This is a genomic window from Pseudomonas haemolytica, assembly GCF_009659625.1.
In the GTDB taxonomy this organism is placed as follows: domain Bacteria; phylum Pseudomonadota; class Gammaproteobacteria; order Pseudomonadales; family Pseudomonadaceae; genus Aquipseudomonas; species Aquipseudomonas haemolytica.
Genome location: NZ_VOIW01000001.1, coordinates 482,498 through 500,821 on the forward strand (window position 1 = coordinate 482,498; position 18,324 = coordinate 500,821).

An 18,324-nucleotide genomic window follows, 5' to 3' on the forward strand; every position below is an offset into this window, starting at 1 on the left:
CACTGACAACCTAGCGTATTTTTTCAGCGAAACCCCAACCGACCGCACGCAACTGAGCGACCGCCAACGCGCACGCCATTTTACCCTCAAGGACCTCGACTGGCTCGACGCCGTGTACCTGGCCACCGATGCGTTGCGCCAGGCGCAGAAAATGCCGATGCACGTCCAGACCCTGCAACTGCACGTGCCCGGCCAGCACGCGGTTGAAATGGCGGGCGCATTTGTCATGAGCCCCGCCCCGGAAGGTGGGGTTTTTCTCTATACCCCCGCTCGCGGTCTGGAAAAGCTGGAAAGCCATGAAACACTCAAGACGCAACTGCTCACTTGGCTCAACGACCCGGTGCAGCGCCAGGCATTGCTTGATTACCTGTCCATTTCCCAGCAAGCCACGCTAAAACCCATTACGCCCATGACCATCACCACAAATACCGTGGCTGGAGCGGTCTTCGAAGCACAGCACAACACCCTCTTCAACAACCTACTTGAAAATGCCAACCTGATACGCGAGCAATTGCTCAAGCTGCCCAGTTTCACTTCGCTGCTGGGTGACTACATTGCCGCTGAATTGGCCCAGGCTTTTCCAGATGTCGACCAGCATCAAACCCAAGTGCTGAGTTATGCCATCGACACATCCAGCGAAGCAGGCAAATCTGATACGCCAACGTCCCGACACACGACCACCTGCTCCTTGAGCGAAACCGTCCTCCGGTATTTCGTCGCCAATGGCTGGCCAGCGGGTGAAACTCGACGCTACTCCAACCCCCAGCGTGTCCTTGATCCACAACGGCCCACTCAGGAGGCCGAGGATCAACTGCGCTGGGAGGTGTCAGTCCAAGGGCTGGCCCAGGGTTTGAAAATACACATGAGGCAGCAGCCCAAGGCCTTTTGGGAACTGCCAGCCGCCACCGGACTTTCACGGCTGCAACTGTTTGCGGACGCCATGGCCCAGGCTTTTTTCACGCAGTTGCTGGACCAGCAACAGCAATCCACGATTACGCTCGAGCAACGTCTGCAACTGCAGGCCCTGCCACTCAAGGCTGAGCTTGCCGCGACACTGCCGACGCCGATCCTGAAGGCTGAAAAGGCCTTGCTGGACGCGCCCGAACAGCCCCCTGCAGAGCTGGCGGGCGCACTGATCATCAGCCATGCAGAAAGCGGCGATCACTCGCCCTGGCTGCTCTATAGCCCCCATCATGGCTTGCACCCGTTTACTGAACTGGGCGCACTGAAAACCCACCTTCTCGACAGCCTCAATTCCCGGCAGCATCCCGAGGCCTGGAAAAATCATCTATCCAGGCCGGAACGCTTTGACGAAGTTGATCTGTCGGGCAGCGACATCACCTGTGCGCCCATCACCGGGGGCATTTTCCCAAGCGTCATGGAGGGCATCATTAAAAAACAAGGGCGTAACCTTGAATACGCCCTCGATCAGTATCGCCTGAGCCAGGGCACGATGGATCTCGACGCCCTGGTCGATCATGTGCTGGATGTGCGTGTGATGATTGATCAAACATTATTGACCCTGGAGCCCATGGGCCGCTGGAGTACCCAGTTGGCAGCCACATGGACTGCGACGGCGACAGAACCCAGGATTCCGCCAACGCTCTCTGCAATGCGCACCACCCTGCATTTGCTCGAAAATGTCAGCGCCGAAATCGAACAACAAGTTGCCTTGCGCCCCTCGCTGGAGCGCTCCGCCACTACCTATCTCAACACCAGACTGCACGCCATCAAGCCGCCACACCTGCAGGCTGCGTGCCTCTCGGTACGCCAATACAGCAGCCCATCGAGTGCCAGTGACAAACCTCAGTTGCTGTCATCGAGCCGTGTGGTCGACTATTTTCTGGCGCGTTTATGTGGCGAAGTGGAGCCACTCACCGATTCGCCGAACACCCAGTTCTACTCAACGGTTCCTGATAAACCGGCCACTAAAGTCTCGGGTTTGGACGTCACGACTTTCAATACGCTGATCGACAGTGCCGTCGGCGGTTTTACGCAGTATCTGCGTAGAACCCACAACGTGTACCCCAACACCCAGCCCCTGCTGAGAAAAGCCATGGAGATGGGCCTGACAGCGGAAATGCAACTCAGGCTCTGGAACGACGCTTTAATGCCCCTCGACTACGAGGTTCTTTTAACCGTACTCGGCATTTACGCCAGAGACCTGCGACTGAGTGTCAATGGGTTTCGTCCTGACGCATTTGCCTTGAAGGTCGCGACCTTGGGGCAAACGACCTCGCAAGCTCTCAGTAACTGCTTCGTGCTGACCGAGCGCGGCGGGCTTGATCCTCACTATTGCGGGCGCACGCTGTTGTGGACGCCTGCGTTGGGACTGGAAAGTTTTGATTCATTGAGTCACTTCAAGGCAGCAGTAGATCGACGCCTGGCCAGCCCGGACGAACGACAGGTGTTCCTGGAGAACCTGGGGCAACCGGATTGGCATGCGTATCCGGCCTATGCATTGAGCTCGCTTGAACTGATCGAAGCCAACCTCGTCGAGCACTTGCAGCGCACCTTTGCCCAACAAAAAGACCGTGAACTGGAGCACATCCTCTCCATGAAACTGTCGGTCGAAGAGTTACGTAACCTGTGGCAGGTTCAAGTCACGCAAAACCTGGCACCCACTAACTTGCGGCGAGCCAAGGACATGGTCCAGGCGATGATCGTGCAACATGGCTCGCAATGGTTGGGGCAAGCCAGCGCGGTCGACCAGCAGCTTCATGCCGAACTGTTGGAGCAGTATCGAAACAATGTTGTCGACAATCAGGATTACCTGCATGGCGTCGACTCGCTGGCTAAGTTTACGCGCAAGAAGCTCAGCGCCTTGCTCAAGGAGCTTGATGCGCAGAGTAGCGTCACACCTGATGACATTGAAGCCGGGCTCCCGGCAGAGGGCAGCACGCCTGCCCGCAACCAGGGGCTGCTGGACTATGCCTTGAGTCATCAATCGTATTGGAAAGGCGAGATTCCACTCTTCGCCAGCACCGGCACAACGCGGTTGCCTGACACCATGGATGCGCAAACGCTGAAAACACGGATACAGGCGTTGAACATCAACGTGGCTTATCAAACGTACATCAAATCCCTTCTGGGCCCTGCCAGTTCGGACTTTGTGCAGCGCTCAACGCGATTCGCCAGGCAACTGCCCTGGCAACTGATGCAATACGCTCACAGCTTGACGTTGCAAGGCCAGCTTTCACCGGCGGCCTTCGGGCTCATTCAACAAATCATGGATATGCCGGATGCTACCGCCCGGGCGACCGTGGTAGACGCCAGCGCCATGATCCGCCCTTTGGAACTGCTGATCGATGCCGGCAAGAAAACGATCAAGATCCCTGGGACTTACTTGATCAGTCCAGCCTCGGGTGACGAGGGGCCTCACGTCCTGTATGCCCCCTATAGTCCAGGCTACACCCTGAAGGAATATACCGGTGAGGCCGCACTGCGCGCTGAGCTGACAGCATCCGGCACCTTACAGGGTTGGGTTCGGCAGGTGGTCCCGGGCGTTGACCATGCGGCACTGACAAGCGCACTGGAGCAACCTCAAGCTGGCACCCTCGTCCAATTGGCAAGCACCCCTATCAGTGCTCCGCTGTTCAAGCAGTTGTTCACCGATAACGTCGAGCTGCTGACGACGCTGTTGGGCTGCCAGAAAATCGCCAATGCAGGCCCCGCGTGGGATACGGCCAAGGCGGTATTTGCAGACGGCGTGCATGAGGCACTTGTGTTTTATGCCGGCAAATTGGCTTATCCGTTGATCGTCTGGCAGAGCTATAAACTGTTCAAAGCCTCTGCTGAAGAACTGCAAAGCCACCAGTGGCATGAGGCACTTGGTCATTTCATCGGCGGTGTCGCACTGATGGCCGGTTTACGCCGTGCTATGCCTTCGGTGTCAGCGAGCAGCGTCCCCCCGGTATCAGCGCCTTCTACACCTGCGACCTCTGTGGTGTCCTGGCCCGCGCTCGACATAACGGCTGCGCCGCGCACCCGGCTACAACGGTTCGAAGTGCTTGAGCCGACCTTGGCCAGCCTGATCAAAGACACCACGCTTAACCTTTACCGATCCGCCTCTGACCACTACTACGCGGCAGTGGCAGGGAAGGTGTTTCAGGTCATCAAACACGGGTTGGGTTGGCACATCACCGGCAATCGAGAAGTCGGCCCTTTGGTGCAAAGCAACCCACGGCAACAGTGGATGCTCAGCAGCAGTGACCCGTTGCTGACGAGCCGTAGAGCGGTTGCACGATTGACCAACCGCTTTTACTCCGAGCCCTTTGCGCGGCCCAATATGAATATATTGGCCATCGGCATGCGCGATATTCGAGCGCTTTACGCGCAAGAATCGTTGATGATCACCGAGGCCCTGGCGTTGGCTACGTTCTATGCAAGGAACGCCCAGGAAAACGTGCGCCTGCTCGTACGCACGCCCCTTGCCGCGCCTGAACTCGTTAGCCAAATCAAAACGTTTTTCGGTTTGCAGACCCTTGAGGACGTACACCTTGAAAAAATCCAGGAGGTCGTCGATAAGGTCTGCAGTGCGTTGATGGAACCGTCACTGACCTCCCCGGACTCAACGCGATTTGTCATCGGCCGCTCGCGGATGCCGGCACTCACGGGCGCCTACAAGGTGATGGCCTTTACGATTGTTCCCGACCCCCTGCAACTGGTGTATTTGACCGAGGCATTTTTCAGCCCAGGTCTGAAATACAGTCATTTGTTGATAAAGCCGTTCTATGTCAACGTCCATGCGCGTGCGACTACCCTCATTCATGAGATCTCTCATCACGTCGGTGAGACGTTGGACTTGGCTTATGTGCACTCCACCCATCCCTTCCATGACTTGATCGACCCTCAAACCCCTGACGGCAATAGCACTAAGACAGTGTTGGAAAACCGCCAGCTTTCAAGGCTGTCGCTCACCACCCCGGTTCAGGAGCTGTTTCAGGTGGTGGACATCGCCACCGGTCTGAAGTCTGATCCGAGCCTGGGCACGTCAACGGAGCCTATTTTCAACAGGCTGCTCGCCGCTACGGGAACGCAAACCCTCAGCGATGCCCGACGAGTGTTCCGAACCGATCCGCTTAAACGCATCATTACGGTGCTTAACAATGCCGACTCCGTCGCCTACTTGATTGCACAATTGGGACGTCGAAAAGAGATCCCTGTGAGTCCAACCAGCGATTCGCCCTGATCGCAGAGACTCATCGCCTAACGCCATGCTCCGTCAGGGCATGGCGACATCCTCAGGCTGGGCTGGCCTGCTTGGGTTGGGCCAGTCGCTTGTTGAACTCCAGCCACGCGGCCAGCAACGCCATCAGGCCGGCCCCCACCAGCGCGGTGAATATCTGCATGGAGAAGGCATCACCGGCCAGGGCGTTGACCATATCCGCCAATGGCGCCAGCAGCACCCCCAGGCAGAACACTTCCAGCGAATAACGTCCCATCCGGCAGGTTTGCTGTGCCGGCCAGTTTTGTGTCCACGTGCTGCCCGGCAACAGTTTGGCGGTGACATAGGCCAGCGCCAGGAAGTGCAGCAAACGTACCGGCGACAGGTCGGTCTTGCTGATCGGGTACAGCCAGTTGATGACGGTTGCGGGCATCACCGCGTCATGAACCTCAGGCCAGAGCCACGACAGCGTGATCACACCGGCGACCAGCACATATACCAGCGCCGCGACAAACAGCGGTTGGCGCAGCAAGGGCCGCGTCTCGGGGGCTCTGGGCCGCTGGCTGTAGATCGCGGCGGCGCCCCCCAGCACAAACAGCAACTGCCAGGTGACGGGGTTGAAATACCACACGCCATCGGCAATGGCCCGCAGGTTCCAACCCATCCACGGCGCCATCAGGTACACCACCAGCGAGACGCCCACCACCGCCCAGGTGGCGCGGACCATCAGCGGCAGCACCACGGACAAACCGGCCAGCAAGACGATGTACAGCGGCAACGGGTCCATCAGGTTGGGCTTGAAGCGCAACAGCAGCTCATCGGTCAGCGCCTGTTGTGGATGGGTGACAAAGTGCGTCAGGCCCATCTCGGCCACCAGGTCGCGGGTTTCCACATGGCTGTTGGCGAAGAACACGATGCCCATCAACATCGCCAGCAGGAAGATATGCACCACGTACAACACCCAGGTGCGCCGCAGGATCTTCAGGCAGGCCATCCAGTAGCCTTCGCGCTGCATGACCTTGCCGTAGGCCAGCACCGAGGCGAACCCGGCGAGAAACACGAACACTTCCGCCGCATCGCTGAAGCCGAAGTTACGCAAGGTGATCAGACCCAGAGGGTTGTGGGGGACGTGATCCCAGAAAATGAAGATCAACGCCAGGCCCCGAAAAAAATCGATGCGCGGGTCGCGTCCGTTCAGCATGGCAGCGGGCTCTTGAACAAGTTGTTGGGTGATGACCGGCGAGCGCACGGCATTTCGCACGCCGCACGTCGGGCGGGCGCAGGTTGGCGGTATTTGTAAGCAATTGCAAAGGCTGGATATTACTGAATGTCTCTAGGGGGCGTTCTCAATTAGTTTCCCCCCCGCGCCGGGTCTGCTGCTGTGCAGGGCAAGGCGCGAGAAGCGTGGTTTGGTCATTCCAAATAAGCTTCGAGCAACGCAGCCCTGCACAGCAGCAGGCCCGGCCCTTCGGGTTGTGCCTTAAAGCGGGCCATGCTGCGTTGCAGGCCTTGGAAAGGGAACAACCATTCCCAGCGGCCTGCGCCTTGCCTGGCCCGCTTTAAGGCGACAACGCGGTGGGGAAACTAATTGAGAACGCCCCCTAGACATCAATGATGACCAACGCGCCTTTGCTACCGGGCAGTACGGCATGAGCAGTACCGGCTTCTACAAGGTACATCTGGCCGGCATTCACACAGATTTCTTTATCGTCGATGCTCAAGCGCAACAGGCCGCTGACCACCAAAAGCCCTTCGTTGTAATCGTGGGTTTCTTCTTCATACGCACGCCCATCCATGCGCAACACCTTGATCCGCGCCGGGCCGACCTGGCCCAGGCTTGTGGATTGCCAGCTCTGCGGCAGATGCGCGGCTATGGCGGTGAAGTCCAATAACGGCATGTGAACCTCCTTGGTTTCAGTGATGCCGTCGCTGGTCTGGCTCAGCGGGCAGTGGCTATGTTCAGAAAGCGTCCATTAACAACACCCGGCAGGGCTTGGCCTGATGCGCGTTGATCTGTGGCACCAGCCGGGTGAAGTGTTCCGTCTGGCAGTGTGCATCCAGCGCCGCCTGATCGGGCCACTGCTCAACGAAAATGAAGTGCCCGGGGTCTTTCTGATCGACAAATAAATCGTAGGCGAGACACAGCGGTTCCAGCCGGGTTTTTTCCACCAGCTCGGCGTACCACGGGCGCACGGTGTCCAGGTGTTCGGGCTGGATGAAATCTTCGGCGATGACCTTCAGCATGGCAGGCGTCCTTATTTAAGCCGCAGCGCTTTCATGCGGCTCAAAACTGTCCGCCCGGGCCATCTGCCACATGCGCGAATAGAACTCGCCATTCACTTCACCCGTTAGCAATTCACCGGGCTTCAAGAACACATGCAACTGTGAAAACAGCTTGATCTCGGTCGCCGACATACGCCGCACCAAATGCTTGGCCGACAGCTGCGATGGATGATCCAGGCCAGCGGCGGCGAGCATTTCGGCCAGGGCGTGAAGCGTGTTGCGGTGGAAGTTGAATACGCGCTGGGCTTTGTCGGGCACCACCAGTGCGCGTTGGCGCAGCGGATCCTGGGTGGCGACGCCGGTCGGGCATTTGTTGGTGTGGCAGCTTTGCGACTGAATGCAGCCGATGGCGAACATGAAGCCGCGCGCCGAGTTGGCCCAGTCGGCGCCGATGGCCAACACGCTGGCGATGTCGAAGGCGCTGACGATCTTGCCGCTGGCGCCGAGCTTGATATTGTCACGCAGGTTCAGGCCGACCAGGGTGTTGTGCACGAACAGCAGGCCTTCACGCAGCGGCACGCCGATATGGTCGGTGAACTCCACGGGTGCCGCGCCGGTGCCGCCTTCCTTGCCATCGACGACGATAAAGTCCGGGAGAATGCCGGTTTCGAGCATGGCCTTGGCGATGCCCATGAACTCCCATGGGTGGCCCAGGCAAAACTTGAAGCCCACCGGTTTGCCGCCGGACAGTTCGCGCAACTGGGCAATGAACTGCATCAACTCGATAGGCGTGGAAAACGCACTGTGGCGCGATGGCGAGATGCAGTCTTCGCCCATCATGATGCCGCGGGTGTCGGCGATTTCCTGGGTGACTTTGTGCTTGGGCAGAATCCCGCCATGGCCGGGTTTGGCGCCCTGGCTCATCTTGATTTCGATCATGCGCACTTGCGGGTTCTGTGCCTGCACGGCGAAGCGTTCCGGGTCGAAACGGCCGTCGCTGGTGCGGCAGCCAAAATAGCCGCTGCCCAGTTCCCAGGTCAGGTCGCCACCGTTTTCCCGGTGGTAGGGGCTGATGCTGCCTTCGCCGGTATCGTGGGCAAAGTTGCCGAGCTTGGCGCCTTGGTTGAGGGCGCGAATCGCGTTGGCGCTCAACGAGCCGAAGCTCATGGCCGAGATATTGAACACCGATGCCGAGTACGGCTGCGTGCACTGTGGGCCACCGACCATCACGCGAAATGCGCTCGGGTCACTCAACGGCGCCGGGCGCATGGAGTGGCCGATAAATTCGAAGCCCGACTGGTACACGTCGATCAAGGTGCCGAAGGGTTTGTCGGCGGTTTCGTTCTTGGCGCGGGAATAAACCAGCGAACGCTGGGCCCGGGAGAAGGGCAGGGCGTCGCTGTCGGACTCCAACAGGTATTGGCGGATTTCCGGACGAATGCCTTCCACCAGGTAACGGATATTGCCCAGGATCGGGTAGTTGCGGCGCACCGCATGGGGGCTTTGCAGCAGGTCGAAAATGCCGATCAGGCTGAGGATGCCGGTGACCAGGGTGATGGGCCACAGCCATTCATGTTCGATAAAGGGGAGGCTGGCGAGGGTGAAAATGACGCACACGGCAAAGAAGGCGTAACGGCTTAACAAAGACAGGCTCATACGGTTTTCCTTGGTTTCAACTCTGAAGGTCGATTGCCCATTCTGCGCCTGTCGATAAAGCACGGACAAGGATTGATCTTCCGGTCGCTGGTTTGTGCGTATCAGTCGCTGTCAAGAAAAAATATGCATCAGCATCATAGAGGAACTTATCGCTACAAAATCTCCAATAACTGAGCATCTGGTTATGACCGGATCGCCGCGAGGCCAAGGACGCTTTTCTGAAGAGGGATTTATACCGACTGGAACGAGTGACTTGCGAATGACTATATCGAGCAATCTGAATAATGCCCCGGGTTCCTGGATGGTTGCAGCTCCCCAACCCGACTGGAATAAAAGTGCGTTGACCGACTCACAGCGTGCGCAGATCGCCCAAGAGCACAAACTGATGGAAGGTATCGAGAAGCCCGAACAGGATGTGCGGCGAAAACCGGAATTCGCCACGGGCCGGCCTCCGGGGGATACCCGTACCGCTGAACAAATCATCGAGGACAATCCGATCCTCAAAAACCTGGGTCATCAGAAAGATATCAATCGTAAATCGGCCTACCTGATGGTGGGGGATTGGACGAGCAACAACAAAGACCCGCAGGCACGAGCCGATGCCGCATTCAACGCCGCGCGGGTGCTCAACTACATTGATACGTCCTTATCGGCTAACGGTGAACATCGTGGCAAAGCCCACGACAATGGCGACCTTGAAGGCATTACCAGTAGCGGTGATGCCCGGCGCGGTACGCCGGCAGGCATGTGGAAGGACTTTACGGAGCAGGGTTATACAGCCCTACGGGACGATCACCGCCTGGATGCGACTAACGATAGTCATGTCAGGGGCGACGGTACCAACAAAGACAACCTACAGTGGGCCTCCGGTGAGGCCGGAAAAAGAACCTGGTTTATCCCGGGGCTCAGCAATATTCTCCTGGGCATCGGCGACTCGGATTCGGGGTTGGTCGGAGCTATCAAGGGGGCCAAGGCAGGTTTTGACAAGACTCGGGTTGACGGTTTTGATCACGCACTCGCCAGTGCCAAGCGGGGGGATATTTTGGGTGTCCTTAAAGGGTATGCCAATGCCGTGAAGAACAACGAGGCCACGCCGCAGGTGGTCAAGTCAGCATTGAATACGGGCGGCAGTTAAGTCAGTTTGGTCAAGACGGTTGGAGCTCAAGCAGAAGAGAGGCTTGGCTCCCTGGAAATGGACTTCCAGAAAACCCATAGAACCTTGCAGTCTGTTCTTATTGCAATCGGTTCTCGTTTGAGTGCATTTGTTTGTGTTACTGTATAACAAATCAAACGCGCCCAGATGCCTCGGAGGCTCTATGAAACCTGGTATCCATCCCGACTACCGCACCGTGCTGTTCCACGACACCGCTGCCGATGTGTTCTTCCTGATCGGCTCCACCGCCGACAGTGACCGCACCCACACACACAGTGACGGCAACACCTATCCCTACATCCCGCTGGACGTTTCCAGCGCGTCGCACCCCATCTACACCGGCCAGCAGCGCAAGACCCAGGCCGAAGGCCGGATTGCCGGCTTCAACAAGCGTTTCGCTTCGTTTGGCTCGAATCCGAAAAAAGCCGAGGCCTGAGGGCGGCTAGACGGTTTGGCGAATGGGCAGCACCACCCGGAAAGTGGTGCCTTTGCCCAGTTCGCTGCTGACGGAGATGACACCACGGTGTTTTTTCACTATTCCGTAGGAGAGTGAAAGCCCCAACCCCGTCCCTTCGCCCACCGGCTTGGTGGTGAAGAACGGGTCGAAGATTTTCTGCAGCGTGTCTGGGGCAATGCCGCAGCCGTTGTCGGCGACTTCCAGCCAGATAGTCTCGCCCTCCACCCCGTTGCTGAGGGTAATGGTGCCACGCTCCGGGCCCATGGCTTGCGCGGCGTTGATCACCAGGTTCATCACCACTTGATTGAGCTGCGAGGCCAGGCACTCGATGTCCGGCAACGGTGTGCAGTGCTTGATCACATCGGCCTTGTACTTGAGTTCGCTGGCGACGATGTTCAAGGTCGAATCAATGCCCTGCTGCAGATTTGCCCACTGCCAGGTCTGGTCGTTGTCCACCCGGGAAAAGTTCTTCAAATCCTTGACGATCTGTACCACACGGCCAATGCCTTCCTTGGACTCGCGCAGCAGCGTGGGAATGTCTTCCTTGAGGAAATCCAGGTCCAGGCGCCGGCGCAGAGCTTCTAGATGCTCAGCGCCCGTGGCGGTTTCTGCCTGCCGATAGGCATCGAGCATTTCTTGCAGCTGGTTGAAGTAGCCGCCCAGGGTGCCAAGGTTGGAAGAAATAAACCCCACCGGGTTATTGATCTCGTGGGCCACGCCGGCCGCCAGTTGGCCCAGGGAAGCGAGCTTTTCCGATTGCACCAGTTGGCTTTCCAGTTGTTTGCGCTCGTCGATCTCCAGCTGTAAAGCCTGGCTTGCCAGGGTCAGCGCCTGGGTACGCTGCTCCACCAAGTGCTCCAGGTGACTGGTCTGCAAGGATGCACGCCGCGCCATTTCCCATTTGGCGGCCAGGGTATTGGCCATCTGCTGCACTTCGATATTGTCGAAAGGTTTTTTCAGGATCAGCAGCCGGTCATGGGCGTGTAGGCGAAACAGCAACTCCTCCCAGGAATAATCCGAATACGCCGTACACACCACCACCTGCAGGTTTGGGTCGACTCGCCACAGTTCTTCAATCGTCTGGGCGCCGTCCCAGCCTTGGGGCATGCGCATGTCCACGAACGCCAGGGCATAAGGGCGTTGCTCGGCCATGGCGTGCTCGAGCAACGTCAGACCTCCCTGGCCACCGTAGGCCGAGTCCAGCTCGAACGTGGGGCCTTGCGGGTTTTCGCGGGCGCCGAACAGCAGGGCTTCCATATCGTCCAGGACCTGATTCTGCTCCAGGGGCGGCATGAGGATTTTGCGGAAGTCTTCGTGAATCGAGGGCGTGTCGTCGATCAGTAGAATGCGCCGGTTCGTAGGTTCATTCATGCTTGGCCTGCTGCATCGTTGAGGGGGATTTGCAGGGTGAACACAGCACCCTTGCCTGGCCCGTCGCTATAGGCGCTAAGGCGGCCATTCATTTCAATCGCGGCCAGGGCGCAGCTGTGCAGCCCGAACCCATGGCCTTCCTTGCGCGTGGTGAAACCGTGGGTGAAGATCCGCGTCATGTTCTCGGCGGGGATGCCTTCGCCCTCATCCTTGACGCTGATTTGCACGAGGCTGTCCTCCACGGTGGTGATCGACAAAGTGATCTGGCGCGGGCGGTCGACGAGGTTCGACATCGCGTATTTGGCGTTGCTGATCAGATTGACCATGATCAGCAGCAGCCGGTGTTTGTCCGCCATCAACTCAGGCACCTGGGCGTACTCCTTGACCACCGTCACATGGTGACGGTTGAGCGCGCCGGAGTTCATGCGCAGGGCGTCGTCCATCAAGGCGCTGATTTGCACGGGCTCCAGCACGCTGGAAACACCGGCATAGGATTGCTGGGTGGAGACGATGTCCTTGATGTGGTCCACGCTTTTGCTCAATTGCGCCAACTCATCGGTCAGGCCCTGTTGCTCGAGGGCGATGGCCTCCACCAGTTGGTTGAGGTAGCCGGGCAGCAGTTTGCCTTTCTCATCTTCACGCAGGTAAGCGCCAAGGTCATCCGGGTGCTGGTTGATCAGTTGCATGGCCTTGCCCAGCCCCAGTGCCTTGCTGGTGCGCAGCTTTCGGGCGACCAGTTCGGCAGAGATGTTCACGCTGTTGAGCACGTTACCGACGTTGTGCAGCACATTGGTGGCGATTTCCGCCATACCGGCCTGGCGGGCGCTGTCGAGCAGTTCGCTCTGGGCATTCTTGAGTTCCAGGGTGCGCGCCTCAACGCGTTGCTCAAGGCTTTCATTGACCGCTTGCAACGCACGATTGACCCGGTTGATCTCGGCAAAACTGCGTAGCAGGCGGATGGCCAGGTACAACAGCACCACCACCAGCAGGCTCGCAAACACCAGCAAGTAGCGGTGGTACTTCTGATCGATAAGGTCGGCGGCTGTCTGGTCCTGGTTGAGTTGGGTGGTCAGGGCGTCCAGTTGATCGGACAGGGGGATGGCGGCGATACGATCAAGCAGGTCGTTGACCTTGGGTTGCTCGCGCAGAATCAGCGAAATGTGATTGCTGAGAATGCCCACGGGTACCTGGAATGCATCGGGCAGGTTTTGTTGATTGATAGCCAGTTTGTTCAGGCCGACGAGGATGTCCGCAGCCCTGTCATCGCTCGTCACTTGGGCAAATTCCAGGGCGCTGAGCAGTAAGTCATAGGTGTCGGTGGCGATGCTTTGCTGTTGCAGTTTTTCGGCGTCTTCCAGTTGCAGGAAGTGAGCCTGGATGTCGTCCTCGGCCGTCGGCAAAAAGGCCAGGGAATTGCGCAGCACTGCGTTGTGGGATTTGAACTGTTCGACCAAGCGCGCCTTCTCCTGGATCGACTGGCGATAAGCCGCCTGGGCGGTCTGCCAGTCGGCGGGGTTCGCGTGGCGATGTTGGCCTTCGCGGCGTTCCAGCGTGGCCCATAGCTCGCTCATCTCGTTGAGCGGGGCCACCAGCGGGTCGTAATTATGGGTGAGGGCGATCCGGGCCTTGAGCACTTCTACGTCCCATTGGGCGTTGAGTTGTTTGATCTGGCGGATCAGGTCGCGGGACTCGGTGTAGGCAGTAGATGAGTCGCCGACCGACTTGAGGTACAGGAACACCAGCACCGAGGCCAGTATCACGGCGATGCCGCTGAGCGTGAGCAAGCTGGCCAGGCGTGACGATTTCATAAGGGCTTGCCTGCCCATTCGCCGGTTAGCGTCTTGAGGAATTGGATGATCAGTGTCTTGTCCTCCGCCGAGGGGATTCGCCCCAACTGGTAGGTGAACATGATATCGACGGCCTCTTCCAGGGTATTGGCCGAGGCATCGTGAAAGTACGGAGCGGTGACTGCCACGTTGCGCAGGCTCGGTACCTTGAACACGTTGCGGTCTTCTTCATCTTGAGTGAGCAGGTAGCGCCCCAGGTCTGCGTCGGTCGGGTTGCCGCGGGCCGCGAAGTAATCGCCCATCACGCCGAACTTCTGGTACATGTTGCCGCCGATATTTGCACCCTGATGGCAGGCGATGCAGCCATAGTCCTTGAAGCGCTGGTAGCCGTACTTCTCTTGGGTCGTGAGGATATCGGTGTTGCCTTGCAGGTACTGGTCAAAGCGCGAATTGGGCGTGAGCAGGATCCGTTCATAGGTGGCGAGGGCGTTTTGCACGTTGGCTGGCGTCACGCCGTCGGGGTAGATCTGTTGGAATGCGGTCTGGTAGTTGGGCAGGGCGGATAAGGTCTTGACCACGGTTTTCCAGTCGTTGCCCATTTCCATGGGGCTGGTGACCACCTGCTCAACCTGTGCCTCCAAGGTATCGACCCGGGCGTCCCAGAATTGCTTGAAGTTCAGGCTGATATTGAACACCGTCGGCGTGTTGAGCCCGACCGGCTGGCCATCGAAGCCCAGGGAAAACGGCCGATTATCCACCCCCCCCGTTTCCAGGTGATGGCAACTGGCGCAAGACAGGCTGTTATTGACGGACAGCTGCGTTTCATTGAACAACTGACGGCCCAGCTCCACAGTGGCTGCATCCAGCATCGGCACCGGTGGCAGTGGTTTGAGCGGGCCATCCAGCGGCGCGGCCGTGGCCGGCTGGCAGGCGCCATACCCCAGCATGATGGCAAGGCCAAGCACCTGAGGTGATAGACGCAAAGAGCGTGGCAAGGCATGGCTCAAGCGGTCGTTCCTTGGGCAGAAGGTTAGTAAGCAGGCATCAGGCTGCGTTGTCCGGCTTGCAGTAACTGGGCGAAATCCTCGGCGGCCACGGCTTTACTGAACAGGAACCCCTGGCCTTCCTCGCACTGGTGGGCTTTGAGGAACACCAATTGCTCAACGGTTTCCACGCCTTCGGCGATGATGTTCAGGTCCAGGCTTTTACCCAGGCTGATGATGGCGCTGATCAGTTGCGCATCCTGGCTGTTTTCACTCAAGCCGCGAATGAACGATTGATCGATCTTCAGTACATCAATGGGAAAGCGCCGCAGGTAGCTGAGGCTGGAATACCCGGTGCCGAAGTCGTCGATGGACAGCCGCACCCCCAAGGTTTTGATGCGTCGAAGGGTGGTCAACGTGTCTTCGGCGTTTTGCATCAATACCCGTTCGGTGATCTCCAGCTCCAGTAAATGCGGGGCCAGGCCCGTACGCTCAAGGATCTCCACCAGATTGGCGACAAAATTGCGCTGGCGAAAATCAATCGCCGAGATATTCACCGAGATGCAGATAGGCGGCAGGCCGGCGACCTGCCAGGCGCGCGCTTGCTCACAGGCCTGGCGCAACACCCATTGGCTTAACGGCACGATCAGGCCGCTGTCTTCGGCCACGGGAATGAAGGCCGAGGGGTAGATCCAGCCGTGGTCGGGCTGGTGCCAGCGAATCAAGGCTTCGGCGCCGACGATCTGCCCGCTGTTCAAGTCCAGTTTCGGTTGGTAATGCACGATAAACTCATTGCGCAGCAACGCCAGCCGGATGGCGCTTTCCAGGCTTTGCTGTTCCTGGGCACGCAGGTTCATTTCGTCGATGAAAAAGCTGAAATCGTTAGGGCCTTGGTCCTTGATGGTGTGCATCGCGGTTTCGGCTTTTTTGATCAACTCCACGGCGCTGCTGCTGTCGTCAGGGTAAACACTGATGCCTACGCTGGCGGTGACGCTCAGGTCGTGGCCGGCCACATAGCGGGTCGCGCTGACGGCCGCGAGGAGTTTTTCTGCAATGTACTGAGTTTGCTGGGGATGCTTGATGTCGTTGAGGATCAGTACAAATTCGTCGGAGCCGTAGCGAAACACCGAGTCCGACTCGCGCACCGTGGCCACCAGGCTTTGGCTCACCTGCTTGAGCATTTCATCGCCGACCGGGTGGCCCAGTGCGTTGTTGATGCGTTTGAAGCGGTCCAGGCCGATAAACATCACTGCCAACTGGGTGTCATGGCGCCGGCAGACCGCGATGGCTTGTGTCAGGCGGTCGCCCAGCAGTGTGCTGTTGGGGAGTTCTGTGAGGGCGTCGTATTGCAGCAGGTGCGAGACCTTGAGCAGTTCCTGGACCCGCTCTTCAATGGTGCGTTCGAGCCCGATCAGTTTAAGTGCAGCGTCGTGGGCCAGTTGCCATTTCCACGTCAAGGCAGTAGCCATCTGGCGGATTTCGAGATCGTCGAATGGCTTTTTCAGGATCAGCAACTGATCGTCATATTGGAGGCGCGCTTCGATGGCTTCAAAGGAATAGTCAGAGTAGGCCGTGCAGAGGGCGATTTGCAGGTGGGGGTCCACGTTCCACAGCTGTTCGATGGTGTCCAGGCCGTCCCAGCCCGGGGGCATGCGCATGTCGATGAACACCAGGGCATAGGGGGCATTGTCAGCCAGGGCCTTGTTAACCAGCTCCAGGGCTTCCTGGCCCTGATAGGCGGAGTCGAGCACAAATGTCTGACGCACTGCAGGGGCGGTACCGAACAGGGTTTCTTCAATGCTGTCCAGGGACTGGCCGCCATTGGCATCGGCGCACAGCACCTTGCGAAAATCCGCATGGATCGAGGCCGTGTCGTCCACGATCAGGATACGTCGATTGGCCCGGCCTGAGCGGGGGGTCATGGCTGGTTCCGAGAAGCGGGTAACGGCGGTTTCTGGCGCATAGGGTTTCCTTACCTTGAATGCGTGAAGTAAACAGGGTGGGGCACCGGTTTCATCCCACCAGCATAGTCGGCTCCTTGAATAAGTCGGCCAGTTGGCGTCAAATCAACGCCAGTTGCCCCGGCATTCATCTAGCGCTCAATGTTTGCGCAAGTACAGCGATGGATTACGTTGGGGCGCAATGAAGCAATTGTGTGTCATTGCCAGGAGGTGTCGCCATGGATGAACAACTCGCTACGACGTCCCCCTACACCCCCGCCATTTTGCTGGTCGACGACGAAGAATCGATCCTCAATAGCCTGCGCCGCCTGTTGCGTGGCCAACCCTATGATGTGTTGCTGGCCGGCAGTGGTGCCCAGGCCCTGGAGATCATGGCGGCCCAACCCATTGACCTGGTGATGACCGACGCACGCATGCCGACGATGGATGGTGCGATGCTGCTGGCCGAAACCCACCGCCTGTACCCGTCCACCACCCGCATCCTGCTGACCGGCTATGCCGACATGAGCATGATGATCAAGGCGATCAACGAAGGTCAGATTCACCGCTACATCAGCAAACCCTGGAACGACGAGGAAATGCTCCTGACGTTGCGCCAGTCCCTGGAGCACCGGCATTCCGAGCGCGAGCGGTTGCGTCTTGAACAGTTGACCCACACACAGAACGACGAGTTGAAGGCCCTCAACGCCACCCTGGAAAAGCGCGTGCAGGCGCGCACCAGCGAACTGCAGCAAACCGCCGACATGCTCGACCTGGCTTACGATGAACTCAAGCGCAGCTATGTGACCGGCACCGAAGTGTTTTCGCTGTTGGCCAACTTGCGCCTGCCCAAGCAGAAGCAGACCAACCGCCAGTTGATCGAGCTGATTCGGGTGTATTGCAAGGCTCAGGCGCTGGACGATGCCAGCGCCCGTGACCTGACCATGGCCGCCGCGCTCTACAACATCGGCAAGTTGAGCTGGAGCGACAGCATGATGGTCGCACCCTCGGACTTGCTGCACAGCACCGACCGGGAGCGCTACCGGGCTTACCCGACCCAGAGCGAGTCATTGCTGATGACCCTGGAGCCGATGAAGGACGCGGCGCGTTTGATCCGTCATCACCAGGAGCGCTGGGACGGCACAGGGTTTCCAGACCATCTCAAAGGTGAGTCGATCCCTGCCGGCGCGCGGTTATTGAAGCTGGCCGTCGACTTTATCGAATTGCAGAAGGGCTTGATTCTCGAGCGCCAGATGAACAGCGATGAAGCACTGCTCTACATTCGCAAATACGCCGGCAAGCTTTATGACCCGGGCATGGTCGAAGACTTCGTGCAGGCCTGCGCCGCGTTCCTCAGTGACGTGACGCTGGGTGACCCGAGCGTGAAAGTCTTGACCACCCGCGAACTGGCCGAGGGCATGGTGCTGGCGCGCAACCTCAATGCCGACAACGGCATGCTGCTGCTCAACGCCGGCAAGGTGCTGAACCTGCCGCTGGTCGATAAGTTGATTGCGTTTGAAGCGATGGAAGGCGCCAAGTACAGCGTGTTTATCAAGGCGCCCGACGAACCGCTGCTGCTCACCTAGG

12 protein-coding genes are annotated in these 18,324 nt (G+C 58.6%); 4 read left to right on the plus strand and 8 right to left on the minus strand.

Features of this window, described 5'->3' with window-relative positions:
* The first annotated feature begins 112 nt into the window (after positions 1-112).
* A complete protein-coding gene (locus FRT59_RS02185; RefSeq protein ID WP_153870291.1) occupies positions 113-5,191 on the plus strand; it encodes a dermonecrotic toxin domain-containing protein in 5,079 nt (1,692 codons plus the stop codon).
* A 52-nt stretch (positions 5,192-5,243) separates the two neighbouring features.
* Here FRT59_RS02185 and FRT59_RS02190 read toward each other — a convergent pair whose 3' ends face one another.
* The 4 genes from FRT59_RS02190 to FRT59_RS02205 all read right to left on the minus strand — a co-directional run bounded on the left by FRT59_RS02190 (position 5,244) and on the right by FRT59_RS02205 (position 9,046).
* Positions 5,244-6,368: an OpgC family protein gene (locus FRT59_RS02190; RefSeq protein ID WP_153870292.1), complete on the minus strand. Its 1,125-nt coding sequence runs from the start codon at positions 6,366-6,368 to the stop codon at positions 5,244-5,246.
* Between the two features lie 400 nt (positions 6,369-6,768).
* Positions 6,769-7,065, minus strand: coding sequence for a cupin domain-containing protein (locus tag FRT59_RS02195; protein WP_153870293.1), 297 nt, complete (start codon positions 7,063-7,065; stop codon positions 6,769-6,771).
* A gap of 61 nt (positions 7,066-7,126) precedes the next feature.
* Positions 7,127-7,411 carry a putative quinol monooxygenase gene (locus FRT59_RS02200; RefSeq protein WP_153870294.1) on the minus strand — a complete coding sequence of 95 codons (285 nt, stop codon included), beginning with the start codon at positions 7,409-7,411 and terminating at the stop codon, positions 7,127-7,129.
* A 15-nt stretch (positions 7,412-7,426) separates the two neighbouring features.
* Positions 7,427-9,046, minus strand: a complete 1,620-nt coding sequence (locus FRT59_RS02205) for an FMN-binding glutamate synthase family protein (protein WP_153870295.1) — start codon at positions 9,044-9,046, stop codon at positions 7,427-7,429.
* A 259-nt stretch (positions 9,047-9,305) separates the two neighbouring features.
* On the opposite strand from FRT59_RS02205, the gene FRT59_RS02210 reads away from it, so the two are divergent.
* Positions 9,306-10,181: a hypothetical protein gene (locus tag FRT59_RS02210; protein ID WP_233094145.1), complete on the plus strand. Its 876-nt coding sequence runs from the start codon at positions 9,306-9,308 to the stop codon at positions 10,179-10,181.
* Positions 10,182-10,362: 181 nt separating this feature from the next.
* Positions 10,363-10,635: a type B 50S ribosomal protein L31 gene (locus FRT59_RS02215; protein WP_034118342.1), complete on the plus strand. Its 273-nt coding sequence runs from the start codon at positions 10,363-10,365 to the stop codon at positions 10,633-10,635.
* 6 nt (positions 10,636-10,641) lie between these two features.
* Here the strand turns inward: FRT59_RS02215 and FRT59_RS02220 are convergent, their stop codons facing one another.
* From FRT59_RS02220 to FRT59_RS02235, 4 genes are all read right to left on the minus strand, one after another.
* Complete coding sequence (locus FRT59_RS02220) at positions 10,642-12,027, minus strand: ATP-binding protein (RefSeq protein ID WP_153870296.1); 1,386 nt, start codon at positions 12,025-12,027, stop codon at positions 10,642-10,644.
* A complete protein-coding gene (locus FRT59_RS02225) occupies positions 12,024-13,835 on the minus strand; it encodes a DAHL domain-containing protein (RefSeq protein ID WP_153870297.1) in 1,812 nt (603 codons plus the stop codon). Before FRT59_RS02225 ends, FRT59_RS02220 begins: the two co-directional genes overlap by 4 nt.
* A complete protein-coding gene (locus tag FRT59_RS02230; protein WP_153870688.1) occupies positions 13,832-14,761 on the minus strand; it encodes a cytochrome-c peroxidase in 930 nt (309 codons plus the stop codon). Before FRT59_RS02230 ends, FRT59_RS02225 begins: the two co-directional genes overlap by 4 nt.
* Before the next feature lie 83 nt (positions 14,762-14,844).
* On the minus strand, positions 14,845-16,719 hold the full coding sequence (locus FRT59_RS02235; protein WP_034118338.1) for a putative bifunctional diguanylate cyclase/phosphodiesterase: 1,875 nt from the start codon (positions 16,717-16,719) through the stop codon (positions 14,845-14,847).
* A 257-nt stretch (positions 16,720-16,976) separates the two neighbouring features.
* Here FRT59_RS02235 and nosR point away from each other — a divergent pair, with 257 nt between their 5' ends.
* Positions 16,977-18,323 (plus strand): response regulator c-di-GMP phosphodiesterase, NosR family, encoded by a 1,347-nt coding sequence (gene nosR, locus FRT59_RS02240; RefSeq protein ID WP_153870298.1) that lies wholly within the window; start codon positions 16,977-16,979, stop codon positions 18,321-18,323.
* Position 18,324 lies beyond the last annotated feature (1 nt).